An 18,188-nucleotide genomic window follows, 5' to 3' on the forward strand; every position below is an offset into this window, starting at 1 on the left:
ATGGTAATTTCATATATGCCATCACAAATAAACCCATATCATTAGATGTGGGTTTACTATATTTAGAATATATTAATCCTACTTATAATATAAAACAAAATTCGCAGCTTTTTGCTTTAGTTTTTCTTAGTAGCATTTTTGTTAACTGTACTATTAACGTTATCTGGAGATATACCCATTATTGTAAACAACTCAGAAAATATTTTTTTTGATGCTGGTACTGCTGTCTGGGCTGCATAATAGTTATCTGAGTTAGGTTCCTCTATAGTAACTATTAAGCTTACTTTTGGATTACTGGCAGGAGCAATGCCTGCAAATGATGATATGTATTTACCGGAGATATAGCCACCGCTGACGCTATCAACTTTATTAGCAGTTCCTGTCTTACCACCTATATGATAACCAGCCATATAGGTTCCAGCGGCAGTTCCTTTTTTAACGACAGTTTCCAAATATGTTCTTAATAAAGCCGATTTACTACTGCTCATTATAGTTCTTTTGTTAAAATTACTATATTTATTGTCCACAACTGTTTTACCGTTTATATTATGAGATATTTCTTTCATAACATGTGGCGTTATCAATGTACCTCCATTAGCAACTGCATTAAATGCTGCCATATACTGTATTTGTGTAACTGCAACACCTTGTCCATATGACATCGTAGCAAGATCAAGTGGTGTAATGCTTTTTAAATCTTTTATTAACCCAGTGCCTTCTCCAGGCAAGTCTATATTAGTTTTTTTACCAATTCCAGCGTCTTTTGCAAACTTATAAAGATTCTCTTTTCCAATCATTTGTCCAAGAGTTATAAACCCAACATTGTCGGAGTTTTTTAATATATCTGAAAAAGTTTCAACGCCATACTGTTCTTTATTATCGTTGTACAATGTTTTATTGCCAATCTTAATGCTGCCATTATTTGTGAAAAGATATTTATCAGTCACAGAATTATATTGGAGTCCAGCAGCAGCCATTATGACCTTGAAGATTGATCCTGGCTCAAATACATCGCTTACAGCTGTATTCCTCCATGTAGCCTCTGATTGACTGCTTGTATTACCCTTTGCATAAGGTTCATTTAAATTATAACCAGGCGAATTTGCCATTGCTAAAACCTCACCATTATTGGGATTCATAATTGTTATACTTACAGATTTCGCACCATTTTCTTCTAAAGTTTCCTTAGCAACTCTTTCAGCTAACTCTTGAATTTGTTCATCTATAGTTAATGTCAAATTTTTTCCATTTATAGGATTAACCGTAACAGCTTCGGTATAAGGTAATTCGTTACTAAATCTGTCCAGCTGAACCACTTTCACGCCAGGGGTACCTGCTAAATAATTGTTATAGCTCAGCTCTACCCCATTAACCCCAGAACCATTTAAATTAATATGTCCTAGTACCTGAGAGAGAAAAGTATCGTTTGGATATATTCTTTTAACATCACTTGAAATTATTATTCCTTTGTATTTCAAATTATTAATAGAATCTACTACCTCTTGCTCAACCTGTCTTTTAAGCGATACGAATTGAAGTAATTTGCCTTCACTATTCTGGGTATTTAATATTTTTTCAACATCGCTGCTTTTAACATTAAGAATCTTTGCCAATTTTTCAGAGGCTTGTCCTTCGGGTATTTTATTATCAACTAAATACTTATTTAATACAGTTAAATCAGCATCTATCCTATAGACATTAATGCTTAATGCCAATTGCAGGCCATTTCTGTCTAGAATTTCTCCTCTATAAGGAGCTATTGTTATACTTTTAGTTTGCTGTTGTACTGCTAGCGTTCTGTAATTAGAACCATGAATGCTCATTACATAAAATAATCTGCCCACTAAAGCACTAAATAATAAAGAAAATGCTATACCTATACTAAAAATTCTTTTACATCGAGGCTTTTTTCTTTTCAATTTGTTCACCAACCTGCCTTATATTTTAGTTTAAAAATATGTATATTAAATCATTTTTCATTAATATATACTATATTATACTACATTACACACAAAAATAACTACAATTGAGATGCTAGAAACAGAAAATTGTTCTATTAAAGGAATGATGGCTAATCTCACCTTTAAAATGGATAGAAATAAGAAGGGTAAGCCGTGGCTAAATATTTTATTAGGATAAAACAGTGATTTTTACTTATTAAAATTATTTAGGGTAAATATTTAATATCTGATATGTTATAATAAGGTATAGCATGTTGAAGAGAGATAGATGATTTTAAATTGTATAAAGAAAATTAGGAGGAGATAATAATGGAAGTAATATCAAGTTTTCAAGTTAATCATATTAAATTATTAAGAGGTTTTTATGAATCAAGGATAGATGGAGACATCATTACTTATGATCTTAGGATGAAAGAACCTAATAGAGAACAAGTTATGTCAACAGGTGCTTGTCATACTATTGAACATATAGGTGCCACATATTTAAGGAATAAAGATATAGCTAAAGATGTTATCTACTTTGGACCTATGGGTTGTAGAACAGGTTTCTATATGATCATGAGGAATATAGATAAGACAAAGGGTATTGAAGTAGTAAAAGATATGATGAAATTTATACTAGCGTTTGAAGGAGAGATACCGGGAGCACAACCAGACCAGTGTGGTAATTATTCAGATATGGATCTAATAGGAGCAAAGAAAGATGTACAAGAATATCTTGATACTCTTCTTAATGCAACTTCTTTAAATGTAACTTATCCAGAAATAAAATCTTAAGATCTTAACGTTACTTATGTATATAGACAGTGCTAAAAATTTAATAGAATATCTAAATAAGAAAGATATACAAATTATATTGTGTATCTTTCTTATATTTTATAATGTAGTATATACATTATTTTAAATACATTACAATAAAGGGGGAGATCTTATATGAGTTTTCAATTACCAGAGTTCGTGCCGCCAGATTTCTCTCAGAGTGTTTTTGAGAACGCACCAGATGTTAAAGTAGGGGAGGTTAAGAAAGATGGAGTTGCACCTAGGGGCTTCTTAATAACTTCTATATTTCCTGAATATTTTAAAATTAAAGGACAATGGGTGCTACCAAATCAAACATCTATAGAATGTACTGCAGTTGTTCGTGGTAACAACACAGTAGAAATTGTGGAATTTAGAAATCTTAAAACTTATGACAAAGTTGTTTTAGGGAAAGCTAAAGATGGAAGTGAAGGTGTATATAAGCATACTAGTGGATTTGATAATTTACAAAGTATTGGAACAGGGAGATCTGTTGAATCTTCATTTTCAAGGGATTATAAAGAATTATATGAATTACTAGAATATGAAAAACAAAATAATGGATATATAGTTTGGGTTCTAGGCCCAGCTGTAGTTTTTGATTATGATACTAGAGCCGCTTTATCTGTACTTTGCGCCAATGGGTATGTTGATTCTCTTATGGCTGGGAATGCCATGGCAACTCATGATCTAGAGGGAGGGTTACTAGGGACAGCCCTCGGTCAAAATATATATACTCAAGAATCTGCTCCAATGGGTCATTATAATCATTTAGATCTAATAAATGAGGCTAGACGCGCAGGCTCGGTAGAAGCATTACTTGATGAAGGAAATATAAAAGATGGATTTATGAAAACCGCGATAGAGAAGAAAATACCTATAGTCCTTGCTGGGTCTATAAGGGATGACGGGCCACTTCCTCAGGTTTATCATGATGTATCTTGCGGACTTGATGCTATGAAAGAAGAAACAGATAAAGCAACAGTAATAATTTGTCTTGCTACTGTTCTTCATTCAGTTGCAACTGCAAATTTGACTTCATCTTATAGAGTTTGCGATGGAAAAGTAAGACCAATATATTTTTACTGCGTAGACATTTCTGAATATGCTGTTAATCAAGTATCAGTTGCCAGAGAATACATAGGTATTAAAACGATAGTTACTAATGTTCAAGATTTTGTAGTTAAAGTTCAAAAAAACTTATGTTAATATTGCACTAAAATAAATTATCATATCAATTAGGGGGACAATTTAAATGACTTTTGAGCTACCAAAGTTTACACCACCAGATTTCGGACATGAATTTTTTATTAAATCTCCGAACTGCAAAATCAAAAAAGTAATTAAAGAAGGGGTTGCTCATAGTGGTTATCATGCATTATCAATATATCCTGAGTATTTTAAAATAAAAGGTAATTGGATACTCGCGAGTGGAAGCCGTATGGATAGCGTTGCAATTGTTACTCCGAGTGGTGGCATAGATATTGTAGAATTTAGAAATTTAAAAATTGGAGATAATGTTGTCGTAGGAAGATCTGAAGATGGAAGTGAAGGTATATATATGTATACTAATGGTTTTATTACTCAGAAGGGAGAGGCTGATACCTTTGCATTTAGAACCGGGAGATCAAGAGAAACAGCCTTTTCTAAAGATTACGATGAATTATATAAAATTATGCAATATGAAAAGGACCACGAGGGAAAAATAGTTTGGGTCCTAGGACCTTCAATTGCATTAGATTATGAATCAAGAGCTGCTTTTACTTCAATTGTTGAAAATGGTTATGCTCAAGCTGTTTTATCTGGAAATAACTTTGCTACCTATGATTTAGAAAAGGCAATGTTCAAAACAGTTTCAGGTCAGGAAACCTTTGAGTCACGTGAAACTGCTCATTATAACTATATTGCAACTATAAATGAAGCTAGAAGAATAGGTTCGCTTAAAGGATTGATAAATTCAGGGTTAGTTAAAGACGGTATATTAAAAGCTTGCCAGGAAAATGATGTTCCTGTAGTACTTGCTAGTAGTATAAGAGATAGGTATACATTACCAGATGTTTATGATAATGTGTATGAGTCTCAAGATGCTATGAGAAAACATACTAGAAATGCAACTATGCTCATATGTTTATCATCAGTACTCCACACGATAGCAGCAGGAAATATGACTCCATCATATACTGTAAAAGATGGGGTTGTTAGACCGGTATATATATATTCTATTGATATACAAGAGTTCTCTGTTAACAAATTATCTGACAGAGGAACATTAGAAGTTAAAACATTGGTTACAAATGTCCAAGATTTTATAACAAATGTAGCGGAAGGATTAATAAAATAATATTTACAATTATGTTTGTTTAAATGATAGATATTAGAAGTATATATATTTCTATATAAAAAGGAAGCTTTTGTAAGCTTCCTTTTTCATTATTTATTAATCTTTTCATTGAAATCCGAAACAACATCAAGCATGGTAACATTTTTTAGAACATTTTCCATTGATTCTTGTGCACTAAACAATGTTACTTCAATAACAGATTGAATGTTTGCACCTATGGGACAATTTATATTTGAATTTTGATGAACTTGAAATAAACCACCAGTGTCCACTACATCTACCGCTTTGTATACTTCTAATAAATTTATATCTTCAATATGCTTAGTAAGATATGAACCTCCTGTTCCACGTTTCATATCAACAAGTCCTGCACCTTTAAGCATTCCAAGTATTCTTCTAATTACTACTGCGTTAGTATTCACACTGCCTGCAATCATATCTGAAGTTGGCAATGGATTTGGATAAATGGATAGAAGAGATAGTATGTGGACTGCTACAGTGAATCGACTACTTATTTTCATAATCAAACTCCTTTTTAGCTAAATACAGCTTTTAAATATTATTACATAAATTTATTTCTTCAATAATTTATTTCCTTAATAGAATTTTATCAAGTTCTTCAAAACTGCTATAGCCTTGAGCGATGATTGTCCTTTTGTTTCCTTTTTCAAGAATAACTGTTGGAAAACTCTGTACCCCTAATTTTTGACCTTTTTTAAAGCAGTCAAAAGTTTCTTCACTCAATTCTTGTGAAAGAAATATTTCTTCAAAGTCTCTTTTAGAAATACCAAAACTTTCGGCGATTTTAGTATAAACAGTAATATCATTCATATCTTGACCGTTTACGAAAAATGCTTCTTGAATTTTTTTTAGAAAATCAAAGGACATATCTCTATTTAATTTTTGAAAGAGAACCATTGCCTTTGCACCTGGCAAGCTATCTAGAACTCTATTACCGCCACCTAATACATTTTTATTAAAGGCTTCACCGAAGTGAACACCAGTTAAGGCCTCTACTCTAACGTTGTTGATTTTTATATATTCACCTAAAGAAGTATCCATTTTTTTTACTTCATCACCTACCCACATACCTCCAGGTATTATTTCAAAGTCATATTTATCCTTATGTTTTTCATGGATTTTAGTAATAACATCACTAAAACCATAACACCATCCACACATTGTATCCATAACATAATATATTTTATTTTTCATGTCTTTTACCTCCTAAAATATTAGTATCCGATAGTAAATCTTTCACGAGAGAATTCTGGATTTTCAACTTCGTTAAGAAGAGCCAGCGCATAGTCCTCAAATGAAATTTTGCTTTCTCCTTGCTCATCTACAATTAAATTATCTTTGCCAATGTTATATTTCCTAGTTCGGATTCCGGCTTCAAATAGTGCTGCTGGGCTTAAAACTGTCCAGTCAAGTTCATTTTCATTTTTATAAAGTTCTAAGGCACCGCTGTGTGCTAAGCCGATTGGTTTCCAGTCAGTAGGAAAGCTTTCTGAATCAACCAATTTTAAGCCAGGAGCAACATATAAACTTCCTGCTCCACCGATAGCGATAAGTCGAGGTACCAAAGCTTTTTTCGTTGCATTTATTAGATTTTTTGTAACAACTAGTAAACTACCTTCGTCGCCTGGCTTAGGTCCAAAGGCACTAATAACAAGGTCATTTCCTTTTATCGCATTTACTAAGCTTTTTTCATCAAACGCATCTGCCTGAATTATTTTTAAATTGTCATGCTCATTTATATATTTTGATTGATTATGGACAATTGCTGTAACCTCATAATTTCTTGATATAGCTTCATTCAATATCACCTTACCTACATTGCCATTTGAACCTATAATTACTATTTTCATATATATCATCCTCCAATTTATAATTTTAAACATTAAGTTATAACTTAATGATGTAATTATGATGATTACAATTGCTGTTGTACTCATTATAGTTACAACTTAAAAGAATGTCAATCATTTTTTTATTCTTAATACAGTTTTATTTAGGGGAGTCTATTATAAAACTTTATTTAATATAATATTTAAAATAATAATATTAAAAAGGTAGGCAATAGATGAACCCTATAAAATTAAATGAGAATAATGCTTTTCAAATTATTATTGGGTTATTAACAGTTTTATTATTAACATTAATTATTTCCATTGTATATTATCAAAATAGAAATCCTATAAAGATAACAATGGGAGGACGGTTTTATAAGCAGTTTAGTGATAGGGAAGGAAAAGATACAGATAAATATTTTAGACCATCAAAATTACCTTCTATTAATGATAGGTTTAATGATTATAGATTTTTTAATAAGTTCTATGATAAAAAGCCCTCTGAAATTACATTACCCAGTAGTCTTTTTAAAACTCCAGAAGATACAATAATTAATTATTTCAGTCTTTTAAGGGAAGCAGCGAACCCAATAGAAGGGAAGGGAGCAGGCTGTGGAACACTTGGCAATGCTCAAATACCCTACCCAGTAGCATATAATTTTTTATCATCTAGATATAGAGATAAGTTAAATTACACTGAGTACCTTAAATCTTTTGAAAATATTCTTCATATAAATCTAATAAAACTAAAAAAGGTTCCTGAATTAAATGAAAATTTAGATAAAATGAAATACTTTGCTGAGATTGAAACTATTAAAGGTACAGAAGATAATATCTCTAATTTTGCTTATTATTATGCTTTTATTGAAATATCAAAAGAAGGTAATTTGTATAAAATTTCCGATGTTAAACTTTTCGGAGAAGATTTTTTATGTGCACCTTATCATGGTTGGAGTCATAATGCTGAATTTGTAGTGGATATTAAATATGGAGATTGGTGTAAACTCGTAAAGGAAAGGTATCCAACAAAACAAGAAGGATATGTAAAAAATATATATTTCAAAGGTACAGATGGTAATGATTATAAGTTTATATTTTTTCAATTAACTAATGATACTGATATAGAGATAGCACAATATAAAAAGGATGAAAAGGGGAATTGGAATTTAATAAAGATTGATCCTGGAAAATGTTTATAGAAAAACATCTATACATAAAATATATCGCCTAGAGTAACCCCATATCAATGATATAGGGTTACTTTATCATTGTGTAAGCACTATTATGTTTTTGTAATCTACAATAAAAGCTTCACCTTTTTTCATTAAAATATTACCTGAACTATAAGGTTTACCCTCCACGGTTATATAAACTTTTTTCACCATATAATAATCACCAAATGTATTAGTAATACATTGAAGTATCTGATTTTCATAAGCACTGTAGGTATTCATTTCCTGCGTGAATTCCTTTGAAAAGTCAAGGTATACCATATTATCTTTATTTAAATAAAGACTTTTAATTTTTGTGTTATCACTAATTAATTTTCCTACATTATTATTTGGAACTTCTCTTAAATAGTTCTCAAATATTTTTTTGGTTATATCATTTGTATTAAAGGAAAGTTTTTTATCTGTAACATAATTCATACTGTTCTTTGCATTTGGATAATAGAATTTAACTGTTTGAACGAGGGGTACCCTTTTCTCTATCTTACTTAATGAAGAAGTTACTTTACCATCATTTGTGTACATTGTCTTAACTAATCCAATATTAGCTGCATAATAATCTTTGGATGTGGTGTCTTTTCTCACAGTTGTAACCTCTATACATTCATAACTAGCTAATGGAGTTTTTATAGCAACTTTAACATTGGTTATGGTTCGTTTACTTCCATCTTTCAATGTCCAAGAAGTACCTTTAGTAAGTGGTTGCTTAAGTAAAATTTCAGGGTTATTATTAATTTGGTAAGTGAAATTTTCTCTATAATAAATCTCATTTTTAGAAGAGATAAGTCTTAATTCTCCATCTTTATTTTCGAGTACTTTTATCGCCTCCGTACAACCATTGTTAACTATAATCTGTTCTCGATTTCCTATTAAATAGTCCACATAGACAGAATAAGTGTTATATTCATTGCCAGCACCAGTGTACATATACTTTGTGCCTTTTTCAAAAGGATAGTAGTCACCTATCTTAGCTGCTCGGGAAGTCAACTTTGAATTACAAGCTTTAGGTGTTGTACTACTTATGTTATTTGAAATAGTACTTTTAACTGTTGATCCTTTGTAACAACAAGTTAGTAAAACAAATGTAACAATAACTAATAAAATGCGAATGCTTTTTCTCATATCAGCACATGCCCCCTGTTTCCTACTTTATATAAATTCAAATTTACACTAATATTGTACCCATTATTATCAGCTATTATAATACCCTTATTTGCTAAATAATAAAATACAGTTTTAATTGTGGAAGAGGGCTGTTAAATTGACTATTTTTAATATTCATTTGTATAATATTCTAATATATAATTATCTAATATTTGGCTTAATCTTAATACAGATGTATGACTTAAGCCTTTTAGTACGATAAGGTTTTCTAATTCTTCTCTTAAATTTTCTATAGTAAGCATGATATTACTCATTAACATCATTCCCTTCATAACTTATAATAAATTTTATCAACTAATAGATTAATAATGATTGCACTAAAACAGAAATTTATTCTTATTTATAAATACGTTAGGGAAGTTAAATTTAAGGGGGAAAAATAGTGAAAAATTTAGAAAATTGATTATTAAAGTTAATAACATCTTAATTAACGTAAACTTAGGAATAGGTAGAATTTAATTATTGACAATTATTTACTTTATGTGTAATATATTGAATATAAATATATATTGTGATCAAATGTATATTTTTAAAAAGAATAAAGTAAACGCTTTCATGTTAACGTGAACAAAATAAAAGAGGGGGTAATCAAATGGCAAAAAAATCATTAACAAGTAATCAAGTTAAAAAAATTTCAAAACAACTAATGTTAGCTGTATTAGCATCATCAGTGGTTATGACAACGTGTTTAAGTGCCAGCGCTTCAACCTATAATTTAAGTTCTGTATCATTAGAAAACACACAAAGTGTGGGAAATACAGTATCAATATTAGAAAGTAATGGGTGGTTGGAGTCAGCAAATGTTGAATGGGCTGAGGCTAAAGGTGCAACTGGGTACAATGTTTATTGCAAATTAGCAAGTGCAACAGATTCTGAATATAAACAATTAGATAATCAATTAATCAGAAAATATTCATCATATTTTAGAGCTGATGTTTTAGGTCTTTCACAAGGCGATTATGTGATGAAAATAGTGCCTACCATAAATAATAAAGAAGCTAGTTTAGAACAAGTAATTACAAAAACTATTAAAGTAAAAGCAAATACAAGAGAAGGGTTTGCTTTTGCTTCTGGATCGCCGATGGGTACAGGCTCAGGTGGATATAAAGATGATGGTACAGTAGCAAGTAATGCTAAAATTGTGTACATTACAGCAAGTAATGTAAATAAAGTAACAGCAAATATTATAACAAATATTAAGGGAACCGAAACATTGTGTACAGGTATTACTGATATTTTAGCAAAACGTCAAAAGGGTTATGATAAACGCCCACTTATTATTCGTATGGTAGGTGAAATTAAAGCTGCTGATATTACTGGTCTTAATAGTACTGGATATTTACAATTAAAAGGGTGTTACAATGTTACATTCGAGGGCGTAGGGGAAGATGCTACTGCTTATGGATGGGGAGTTCTTATTAGAGATTGTCACAATGTAGAATTTAGAAATATGGGCGTCATGTTATTCCCAGATGACGGTATTTCACTTGATACAGACAATGAAAATATTTGGGTTCATAATAATGATATTTTTTATGGGGCAGCTGGAAGCGATGCTGATCAAGTAAAGGGTGATGGCTCTTGTGATGTAAAAAAATCAACTTATGTTACAGTTGCATACAATCATTTTTATGATTCTGGTAAATGTTCACTTTGTGGTATGAGTGACACGGAAAATTTCTATGTAACTTATCATCATAATTGGTTCGATCACTCAGATTCAAGACAACCACGTATTAGAGTTGGGACAATTCATATTTATAATAACTATTTTGATGGGAATTCAAAATATGGAGTTGGGGTTACAAAAGGTGCGTCAGCTTTTGTAGAAGATAACTATTTTAGAAATTGTAAATACCCAATGTTATCATCGCTACAGGGTTCTGATATTTCTGGTGGCAGTGTAGGGACCTTCTCAGGTGAAGCAGGAGGTATGATTAAGGCATATAATAATAAAGTAGAAGGAGCAACAAAGGTTATTTATTCTAAGGATGATGCAACTCAATTTGATGCATATTTAGCATCGGCAAGAAATGAACAAGTTCCAAGCATGTATAAATCTGTAAGTGGAGGAAACACGTATAATAATTTCGATACAAGTTCATTAATGTATAAATATGTACCGGATGCACCGGAAAATGTAGAAAGTAACGTTACTACTTATGCAGGAAGAGTAGATGGTGGAGATTTTAAGTGGAATTTTACAGATGCTGATGATGTAAAATCTGAAGTAAATAATGAATTAATGACTAAAATTAAGAGTTATAAATCTGATTTAGTATCTGTTGGAGGAAATTTAGTAAGTGAAACAACAGCTTTAGTTAAATCAACTGCAGTTTTAAGTTCTGGTGATAAAGTTACAACAAGTGGTTTAGTTTTAAAAACTGATGCTAATATTGCAAATGCAATTTATACTTCACCTTTAGGGACAACAACAGGTACTGGAACACAAGAAAGTCCAATGTCACTTGAAACTGCAATCGCTTCTGTAAAAGCAGGAGGTACAATTTTATTGATGAATGGTACTTACTCTTATAGCAAGCAATTAACAATACCAGTAGGAAACAATGGGACTGCTAGCGCATATAAAACAATAAAACCTTGCCAAGGCGCAAATGTAACATTAGATTTCTCATCACAACCATATAATATGGTAGATACAAGTTTAAATGCTAGAGGTCTTCAAATGGAAGGAAATTATTGGCATGTATACGGCATAAGAGTAACTGGGGCAGCTGATAATGGTATATTCCTATGTGGTAACAATAATATTGTAGAGTACTGTGTATTAGAAGCTAATAGGGATTCAGGACTACAAATTAGCCGTCGTAGTTCTAACCTTGCAACTATGGATTTATGGCCTACTAACAATCAAATCATTAATTCTACATCATTTAATAATTCAGATCCTAAAACTGGAGAAAATGCTGATGGCTTTGGAGCAAAGCTAACATGTGGTGAAGGGAATGTATTCGATGGTTGTATTTCATACAATAATGTAGACGATGGTTGGGATTTATTTTCTAAATCAGAAACAGGTCCAATAGGTGCAGTAACAATTAAAAATTGTATTGCTTTTAGAAATGGACAAACAACGGCAGGTAAATACACAAAAAACAGTGATGGTAATGGATTTAAATTAGGGGGTTCAGGTATTGCAGGTGATCACTCAGTTATCAACTGTATTTCATTTGAAAATAAGAACCATGGTTTTACAGATAACTCTAACCCTGGAACAATCACAGTAAAAAATTGCACGTCATTTAATAACAGTCAAGCTGATGGTAAAAAGTCAAACTTTGACTTTGCTAGGACATCTGCTTCACATAATGTTTTTGAGAATTTAATTTCATTTAGCAATACAAAAGTTTCAAGTGATAAATACATTGGCGTTGCAACAAACTGTAGTTTTCAAAATGGTGGCAAATATTATTTTATAAAAGATAAACAAAATATATACTCAAGTAATTTGGCAACTAGAGGGACACTAAACTCAGCAGGTGTCAGCGCAGCAGATTTTGTAAGTATAACATCTCCAGCACTAGGTGCAAATGTTCATAAGTTATGGAGAAATGCAGATGAAACAGTTAATACTCAAGGATTACTAATGATGGCAAATTCAAGTGTATACAAAACAATGGGCGCTGTATTTGGTACATCAAAATAAGTAAAAGCGAAAACTTATAAATAGTAGAGTTATTTACAGTAATAATTACAAAAAAACTATGGTAAATCAATAATTTACCATAGTTTTTTATTTTTAATTAATTTTGTTTTAATAAAGTAACTAAGTACCTCTGTTACTAAAGCTAAAACAGTTCCAACTGCAATTATAAATAGATAACCTATAATACTGGTTAAGTCACCCCAGCCAGGTGAAGTATTGACCATCACAATATAAAACATATAAATTATAGCTACTATGGTACAAAATGTATAAATTATAAAGAAAATCCGTTTACCTAAAAAACCACCTATGCATGGAATTAAACTAGAGGCTACAGATATTATAAGCAAACCCAATATAGGCCTAGATAATAGTTCACTTGCAAGCATGACTCTGGTTGTAAGTAAACTTAAAAATGTTATTATTGTATAAAAAACAAAAACCATAATCCACTGACGTGTTCCTTTTTTCGGTAAAATAACTATCCCTCCTTTAAGTACAAAATGGGTTGTATATTCTTTGTCATAACATGCATATATATACTATAACATTAAACATTAAGGAGAGAAATTATGAGTAAACATAAAATTGCTAAACATAAGCCTATAGGCCCAACTAATGTCCATTCCTATTTTGTTAGTAGTAATCCACCTACATCTTTTAATCCTATTAGTATATATCCAAGTATTGACGAAACTACTTTCGTAGGCCCGTTCTCTAGTATTATAGGCGATGTAACAATCGACACAGACGTATTTATTGGATGTAATGTAACACTTAGGGCTGATGAGGGTACACCATTTTACATTGGATCTAAAACTAATATTCAAGATGGAGTAATATTGCACGGATTAAAAAATATAAAATTTACCGTTAATAAAAAAGAATATTCTATTTATATAGGAAAAGAAGTTAGTATAGCTCATGGAGCAATAGTGCACGGCCCATGTGTTATTGGAGATAATACTTTTGTTGGATTTAATGCCATTGTTTTTAATTCTATTGTGGAAGAAGGATGTTATATTGATTTGGCAGCTATTGTTACAGATGGAGTAAGGATACCAGTTAATAGATACGTTCCTGCTGGAGCTATAATAAATACTCAAGAAAAAGCTAATGCTTTAGAAATGCTATCGCAAAGCAATGAGGAGTTCGCAAAAGAAGTAATCAAATCAAATGTCGAACTTTCACAAGCTTATTCTCATTTATAAATACTTCAGAGAGTTTAAATTTAAGGGAGGAGGAATAATAAAAAATTTAGAAAATTAATTATAATATCTAGATTATATTAACGAAGGCAAGCTAGGTATATTATTATATATCTGTTATAATAGAAACAAATATCTGAATATTTGAAAAAATTAGACGAAATTCAGCATAATCATTATCTAATGAAAAATAAATTTAAGAATTTTACCAGAGCATAAAGTAACTATTCACATGATGAAGAGGAGGATTATTATTATGAAAATTCAATTCTATGGAGCAGCAAAAACTGTTACAGGTTCATGTCATATTTTACACATAAACGGAAAGACGGTTTTGCTTGATTGTGGTTTATATCAGGGCAAAGGTGAAAAAGTATTTGCAAATGAGACATTTGATTTTAATCCTAAAGAGGTAGATTATGTGATTTTATCACATGCCCATATAGATCATAGTGGAAGAATACCTCTACTTTATAAAATGGGATTTAAAGGAGAGGTTTTATCAACGCAGGCGACAATGGATTTATGTAGTATTATGCTGCCTGATAGCGGGCACATTCATGAATCTGAGGTTGATTGGAAAAATAAAAAAAGAAAGCGTCAGGGATTAAAAACTTTAGAACCATTATATACATTTAAATTAGCAGAACTTTCTCTTTCACTTTTTAGAGCATTTCCCTATGATGAGATGATAGATGTTTTTGATGGGTTAAAAATAAGATTTAGAGATGCAGGACATCTTTTGGGTTCGGCAATTGTTGAATTATATATGACTGAAAAGGATCAAGAAGAAGTAAAACTTGTATACAGTGGTGATTTAGGTAATTTAAATAAGTCAATTATAAAAGATCCAACCATTATTAATCATACTGATTACCTGATAATAGAGACTACATACGGCAACAGAGTTCATCCTGAGATTAAGGAAGATTTAAAGGCGTTATTAAAAATAATTAAGGAGACCTTTGCAAGAGGGGGGAATGTTATTATACCTTCATTTGCAGTAGGCAGGACTCAGGAAATATTATATGAATTAAATAAATATGTAGAAAATGAAGATTTGAAGGATATTAAAGTTTATATTGATAGTCCTTTAGCCATTCAAGCAACAAAGGTATTTGAGAGCCACAATGAGGATTATGACAATGAAGCAAAAGAACTTGTAATGAAGGGGGAGTATCCTTTTAGGTTTGATGGTTTGAGATTCTCAGTTTCTGCAAATGATTCAATGGAAATAAATAAAATTCAAAGCAATGTAATAGTTATCTCCGCAAGTGGAATGTGTGATGCAGGTAGAATAAAACATCATCTTAAATATAATTTGTGGAGAGAAGAATCATCAATTGTTTTTGTAGGGTATCAAGCAGAAGGAACCTTAGGACGAAATATAGTAGGTGGGGTAAAAACAGTTAAGATATTTGGAGAACAAATTGCTGTTAAAGCTCACATTTATAACTTAGAGGGATTATCAGGACACGCTGATAGAAATGGATTATTCAACTGGATAGAAGGGTTTATGGACAAACCAAAGGAAATTCTGCTTGTTCATGGAGATAAAGAAGCTCAGGATAGCTTTAAACAGTTATTGGATTCTAAGGGTTACAGCGCAAGAATTGTTGAAAGTGGAGAGGAATTTTATATAAACGAAAAAGCTAATAAAGTTAGCAAAATTGAAAAAACTTATGGAAGTGATAAAGCTTATAAAACTTATAAAGCTGATGAAGATTTAAGAAAAAAATTGATAAAAGATATTAAATCAATAAATAATATTGAAGGGTTAGAAAAGGGAGATTTGCTTGATATTATAAAAGATATTATTTATGATTAAAAGTAAGCTAACAATATTTTAAAATAAAATTAATATTTGAACTTTAATTGAATTATAATAAAAATGAAAGTCCTGAATTAATTCAAGACTTTTATTTTTTAAAACTATTTTATTTTGTAAAGGAGAATTTAATAATGAAAACAGCCTTAAAAGAAAGAAAGGATGTAGATAAGTCACTTACTTGGGATTTATCTTCACTATACAAAACGGAGAAGCAATATAATTTAGCGTTGCAAGGGTTAGAGGAACTTACTCTAGAAATAGAAAAAAACTATAAACAAAAACTAAACAACGCTAGTATAATAAATGAGTGTTTGGATAAGATGAGACTTATAATGGAAAGCGAAGATCTTGTAGAAAATTATGCAAGTCTTCAAGTTTCTACAGACCAAGCTAATGTAGAAAATCAAACTAGATATATGAAGTCTATTAACGTATTAGCTGATTTAGAGAGCAGATTAAGTTTTGTAAAAAGCGAAATTAATGAACTAGATGATAAAATAATAGATCAAGCAATTGAAGAATCAAAAGAAAATGCACATTATTTAAGTGAGATAAAAAGATTTAAAAAACATTCATTGCACCCAGAAGTTGAAAAGGCATTATCCGCTTTATCTGGAACACTAGATTCTGCTTATTCAACATATGAGACAACTAAATTAAGTGATATGGATTTTGAAAATTTTATTTTAGATGGCATCGAATATCCTCTTAGCTATGTACTTTTCGAAGATGAATGGGAATATGAGACTGATACTAAAATTAGAAGAGCGGCTTTTAAAGCATTTTCTTCAAAACTCGGAGAATATAAACATACAGTAGCAGCACTTTATCAGACTCAGGTTCAAAAGGAAAAAACAATAGCCTCTCTTAGAGGATTTGATTCTGTTATAGATAGTTTATTATTTCCTCAACAGGTAGAGAGAGAATTATATAATAGACAAATAGATATAATCATGGAAAAGTTAGCACCGCATATGAGAAAATATGCAAAATTGCTCCAAAAAATTCATAATATTAATGAAATGACATTTGCAGATTTAAAGCTTGAAGTAGATCCAACCTATGAGCCAACAATATCTGTGGAGGAATCAAAAAAATATGTTGAGGGAGCATTATCGGTTTTAGGTGAAGATTATGTAGAGATGGTAAAAAAAGCTTATGACGAAAAATGGATCGACTTTGTTCAAAATAAAGGGAAATCAACAGGTGGCTTTTGTGCTACTCCTTATGGTAGTCATCCTCTAATTTTATTATCTTGGACTGAGAAAATGAAAGAAGTGTTTGTACTTGCTCATGAATTAGGTCATGCAGGTCATTTTACGCTAATTAACAAAAATCAAAATATTTTTAATGCTCAGCCATCATTATATTTTATAGAAGCACCATCTACTATGAATGAGATGCTTATGTCAAATTATCTTATGAAAACAAATGATGAGCCTAGATTTAAGAGATGGGTTTTATCTTCTATGATAAGCCGTACTTACTACCATAACTTTGTAACACATTTATTAGAGGCAGCGTATCAAAGAGAAGTTTATAAAATAATAGATGCTGGCGGAAGTGTGCAGGCCGAAAATCTTAATGAAATAAAAAAAGGGGTTCTTAAAAAATTCTGGGGAGATTCTGTGAAAATTGTTGATGGTGCAGAACTTACATGGATGAGGCAGCCACATTATTATATGGGACTTTATCCATATACATATAGTGCTGGACTTACAATAGCTACGCAGGTAAGTAACAGAATTTTAAAAGAAGGTAAGCCGGCTGTAGATGATTGGAGAAAAGTATTAAAAGCAGGAGGAACTAAATCGCCCATAGAGCTTGCTAAGATGGCAGGAGTAGATATAACAACTGACAAACCTCTATTAGATACTATAGAATATATAGGAAATATAATTGATGAAATAATAAAACTTACAGAAGATATGGATGTTATTCACTAAAATTTGGGCATATTAGGTGTAGTTGTGGCGTCTATTGTTAGGGATACGTTTGTATGAATCAAGCCTTTTAGTATGCTGAAAGACTAGCTAGGTATATAATAATATATCTGCTATAATAGGAATAAATATTTGAATATTTCGAAGAATTAGATGAAATTAAAATCAAAACATTATTATTTTAAAATAAAAA

General features: G+C 31.0%; 15 protein-coding genes. 8 read left to right on the top strand and 7 right to left on the bottom strand.

The genetic code is table 11. The features are described 5' to 3' along the window. Nucleotides 1-116: 116 nt before the first annotated feature. The gene (locus KPL44_RS11075) at nucleotides 117-1,919 is read right to left on the bottom strand and encodes a peptidoglycan D,D-transpeptidase FtsI family protein (protein ID WP_216249889.1); all 1,803 of its coding nucleotides are present in this window, start codon (nucleotides 1,917-1,919) and stop codon (nucleotides 117-119) included. Nucleotides 1,920-2,270: 351 nt separating this feature from the next. On the opposite strand from KPL44_RS11075, the gene KPL44_RS11080 reads away from it, so the two are divergent. The 3 genes from KPL44_RS11080 (at nucleotide 2,271) to KPL44_RS11090 (ending at nucleotide 5,100) form a co-directional block, all read left to right on the top strand. After that, on the top strand, nucleotides 2,271-2,738 hold the full coding sequence (locus KPL44_RS11080) for an S-ribosylhomocysteine lyase (RefSeq protein WP_216249891.1): 468 nt from the start codon (nucleotides 2,271-2,273) through the stop codon (nucleotides 2,736-2,738). Between the two features lie 156 nt (nucleotides 2,739-2,894). After that, the gene (locus KPL44_RS11085; protein ID WP_216249893.1) at nucleotides 2,895-3,968 is read left to right on the top strand and encodes an ornithine cyclodeaminase family domain; all 1,074 of its coding nucleotides are present in this window, start codon (nucleotides 2,895-2,897) and stop codon (nucleotides 3,966-3,968) included. A 46-nt stretch (nucleotides 3,969-4,014) separates the two neighbouring features. Continuing rightward, nucleotides 4,015-5,100, top strand: coding sequence for an ornithine cyclodeaminase family domain (locus tag KPL44_RS11090; protein WP_216249895.1), 1,086 nt, complete (start codon nucleotides 4,015-4,017; stop codon nucleotides 5,098-5,100). A gap of 89 nt (nucleotides 5,101-5,189) precedes the next feature. Here KPL44_RS11090 and KPL44_RS11095 read toward each other — a convergent pair whose 3' ends face one another. The 3 genes from KPL44_RS11095 to KPL44_RS11105 form a co-directional block, all read right to left on the bottom strand. Next, a complete protein-coding gene (locus tag KPL44_RS11095; RefSeq protein WP_216249900.1) occupies nucleotides 5,190-5,621 on the bottom strand; it encodes an Rrf2 family transcriptional regulator in 432 nt (143 codons plus the stop codon). Nucleotides 5,622-5,688: 67 nt separating this feature from the next. Continuing rightward, entirely contained in the window at nucleotides 5,689-6,315 is a 627-nt protein-coding gene (locus tag KPL44_RS11100; RefSeq protein WP_216249904.1) for a DsbA family protein, read from the bottom strand. Between the two features lie 20 nt (nucleotides 6,316-6,335). Further along, entirely contained in the window at nucleotides 6,336-6,971 is a 636-nt protein-coding gene (locus KPL44_RS11105; protein WP_216249906.1) for an NAD(P)-dependent oxidoreductase, read from the bottom strand. A 215-nt stretch (nucleotides 6,972-7,186) separates the two neighbouring features. Here KPL44_RS11105 and KPL44_RS11110 point away from each other — a divergent pair, with 215 nt between their 5' ends. After that, the gene (locus KPL44_RS11110; RefSeq protein ID WP_216249908.1) at nucleotides 7,187-8,152 is read left to right on the top strand and encodes a hypothetical protein; all 966 of its coding nucleotides are present in this window, start codon (nucleotides 7,187-7,189) and stop codon (nucleotides 8,150-8,152) included. 66 nt (nucleotides 8,153-8,218) lie between these two features. Here KPL44_RS11110 and KPL44_RS11115 read toward each other — a convergent pair whose 3' ends face one another. Both KPL44_RS11115 and KPL44_RS11120 read right to left on the bottom strand, forming a co-directional pair. Beyond that, the gene (locus KPL44_RS11115) at nucleotides 8,219-9,304 is read right to left on the bottom strand and encodes a GerMN domain-containing protein (protein WP_216249910.1); all 1,086 of its coding nucleotides are present in this window, start codon (nucleotides 9,302-9,304) and stop codon (nucleotides 8,219-8,221) included. Nucleotides 9,305-9,453: 149 nt separating this feature from the next. Further along, a complete protein-coding gene (locus tag KPL44_RS11120) occupies nucleotides 9,454-9,600 on the bottom strand; it encodes an aspartyl-phosphate phosphatase Spo0E family protein (RefSeq protein ID WP_216249913.1) in 147 nt (48 codons plus the stop codon). Nucleotides 9,601-9,938: 338 nt separating this feature from the next. Between KPL44_RS11120 and KPL44_RS11125 the strand changes: the two genes are divergently transcribed. Then, the gene (locus KPL44_RS11125) at nucleotides 9,939-13,013 is read left to right on the top strand and encodes a pectate lyase family protein (protein ID WP_216249917.1); all 3,075 of its coding nucleotides are present in this window, start codon (nucleotides 9,939-9,941) and stop codon (nucleotides 13,011-13,013) included. A gap of 74 nt (nucleotides 13,014-13,087) precedes the next feature. Here the strand turns inward: KPL44_RS11125 and KPL44_RS11130 are convergent, their stop codons facing one another. After that, nucleotides 13,088-13,459 carry a hypothetical protein gene (locus KPL44_RS11130; RefSeq protein ID WP_216249920.1) on the bottom strand — a complete coding sequence of 124 codons (372 nt, stop codon included), beginning with the start codon at nucleotides 13,457-13,459 and terminating at the stop codon, nucleotides 13,088-13,090. 126 nt (nucleotides 13,460-13,585) lie between these two features. Here KPL44_RS11130 and KPL44_RS11135 point away from each other — a divergent pair, with 126 nt between their 5' ends. From KPL44_RS11135 to pepF, 3 genes are all read left to right on the top strand, one after another. Further along, nucleotides 13,586-14,224, top strand: a complete 639-nt coding sequence (locus KPL44_RS11135; protein WP_216249922.1) for a carbonate dehydratase — start codon at nucleotides 13,586-13,588, stop codon at nucleotides 14,222-14,224. 253 nt (nucleotides 14,225-14,477) lie between these two features. Beyond that, nucleotides 14,478-16,049 carry an MBL fold metallo-hydrolase RNA specificity domain-containing protein gene (locus KPL44_RS11140; RefSeq protein WP_216249927.1) on the top strand — a complete coding sequence of 524 codons (1,572 nt, stop codon included), beginning with the start codon at nucleotides 14,478-14,480 and terminating at the stop codon, nucleotides 16,047-16,049. A 134-nt stretch (nucleotides 16,050-16,183) separates the two neighbouring features. Next, the gene (pepF, locus tag KPL44_RS11145) at nucleotides 16,184-17,998 is read left to right on the top strand and encodes an oligoendopeptidase F (RefSeq protein ID WP_216249930.1); all 1,815 of its coding nucleotides are present in this window, start codon (nucleotides 16,184-16,186) and stop codon (nucleotides 17,996-17,998) included. Nucleotides 17,999-18,188: the final 190 nt, after the last annotated feature.

It is taken from the genome of Clostridium sp. DSM 17811, from assembly GCF_018861905.1.
GTDB lineage: Bacteria > Bacillota > Clostridia > Clostridiales > Clostridiaceae > Clostridium_AD > Clostridium_AD frigoriphilum.

Coding starts and splice junctions, on each gene's coding strand:
- KPL44_RS11080 (WP_216249891.1), top strand. CDS start 2,271: ATGGAAGTAATATCAAGTTTTCAAGTTAATCATATTAAATTATTAAGA.
- KPL44_RS11085 (WP_216249893.1), top strand. CDS start 2,895: ATGAGTTTTCAATTACCAGAGTTCGTGCCGCCAGATTTCTCTCAGAGT.
- KPL44_RS11090 (WP_216249895.1), top strand. CDS start 4,015: ATGACTTTTGAGCTACCAAAGTTTACACCACCAGATTTCGGACATGAA.
- KPL44_RS11095 (WP_216249900.1), bottom strand. CDS start 5,621: ATGAAAATAAGTAGTCGATTCACTGTAGCAGTCCACATACTATCTCTT.
- KPL44_RS11100 (WP_216249904.1), bottom strand. CDS start 6,315: ATGAAAAATAAAATATATTATGTTATGGATACAATGTGTGGATGGTGT.
- KPL44_RS11105 (WP_216249906.1), bottom strand. CDS start 6,971: ATGAAAATAGTAATTATAGGTTCAAATGGCAATGTAGGTAAGGTGATA.
- KPL44_RS11110 (WP_216249908.1), top strand. CDS start 7,187: ATGAACCCTATAAAATTAAATGAGAATAATGCTTTTCAAATTATTATT.
- KPL44_RS11115 (WP_216249910.1), bottom strand. CDS start 9,304: ATGAGAAAAAGCATTCGCATTTTATTAGTTATTGTTACATTTGTTTTA.
- KPL44_RS11120 (WP_216249913.1), bottom strand. CDS start 9,600: ATGAGTAATATCATGCTTACTATAGAAAATTTAAGAGAAGAATTAGAA.
- KPL44_RS11125 (WP_216249917.1), top strand. CDS start 9,939: ATGGCAAAAAAATCATTAACAAGTAATCAAGTTAAAAAAATTTCAAAA.
- KPL44_RS11130 (WP_216249920.1), bottom strand. CDS start 13,459: ATGGTTTTTGTTTTTTATACAATAATAACATTTTTAAGTTTACTTACA.
- KPL44_RS11135 (WP_216249922.1), top strand. CDS start 13,586: ATGAGTAAACATAAAATTGCTAAACATAAGCCTATAGGCCCAACTAAT.
- KPL44_RS11140 (WP_216249927.1), top strand. CDS start 14,478: ATGAAAATTCAATTCTATGGAGCAGCAAAAACTGTTACAGGTTCATGT.
- pepF (WP_216249930.1), top strand. CDS start 16,184: ATGAAAACAGCCTTAAAAGAAAGAAAGGATGTAGATAAGTCACTTACT.